1 protein-coding gene is annotated in these 244 nt (G+C 66.8%); it reads left to right on the top strand.

The features are described from left to right. Positions 1-244: hypothetical protein (locus tag AC3II9_RS22345; RefSeq protein WP_489158954.1), on the top strand; the 244-nt coding region annotated here is incomplete at both ends.

The raw sequence follows: 244 nt of genomic DNA, 5'->3' as shown, positions 1-244 counted from the left end.
GCGGCATCCTATCCGAACGAGGCGGTCGTGCAGGGCTGGTTTGCCGAGATGGCCTATGATGTCGGGCAGGACGTCGTGGCCGAAGCGGCGGCGGACCGGGCGCTGGTGGCCGATCCCAAATCGCAACAGGCGCTGCTCTACAAGGGGCTGCTCCACCTTCGTCGCGCCTATAGCGAGCATAGAAAGGACGCGGCCCGCTGGCGCGAGGCGCGCAGCTGGATCATTCGCGCCAATCGCATCGACC

The sequence above is a fragment of the Lysinibacillus sp. RU7 genome (assembly GCF_057837305.1).
This window is presented reverse-complemented; position numbering and strand designations above follow the sequence as displayed.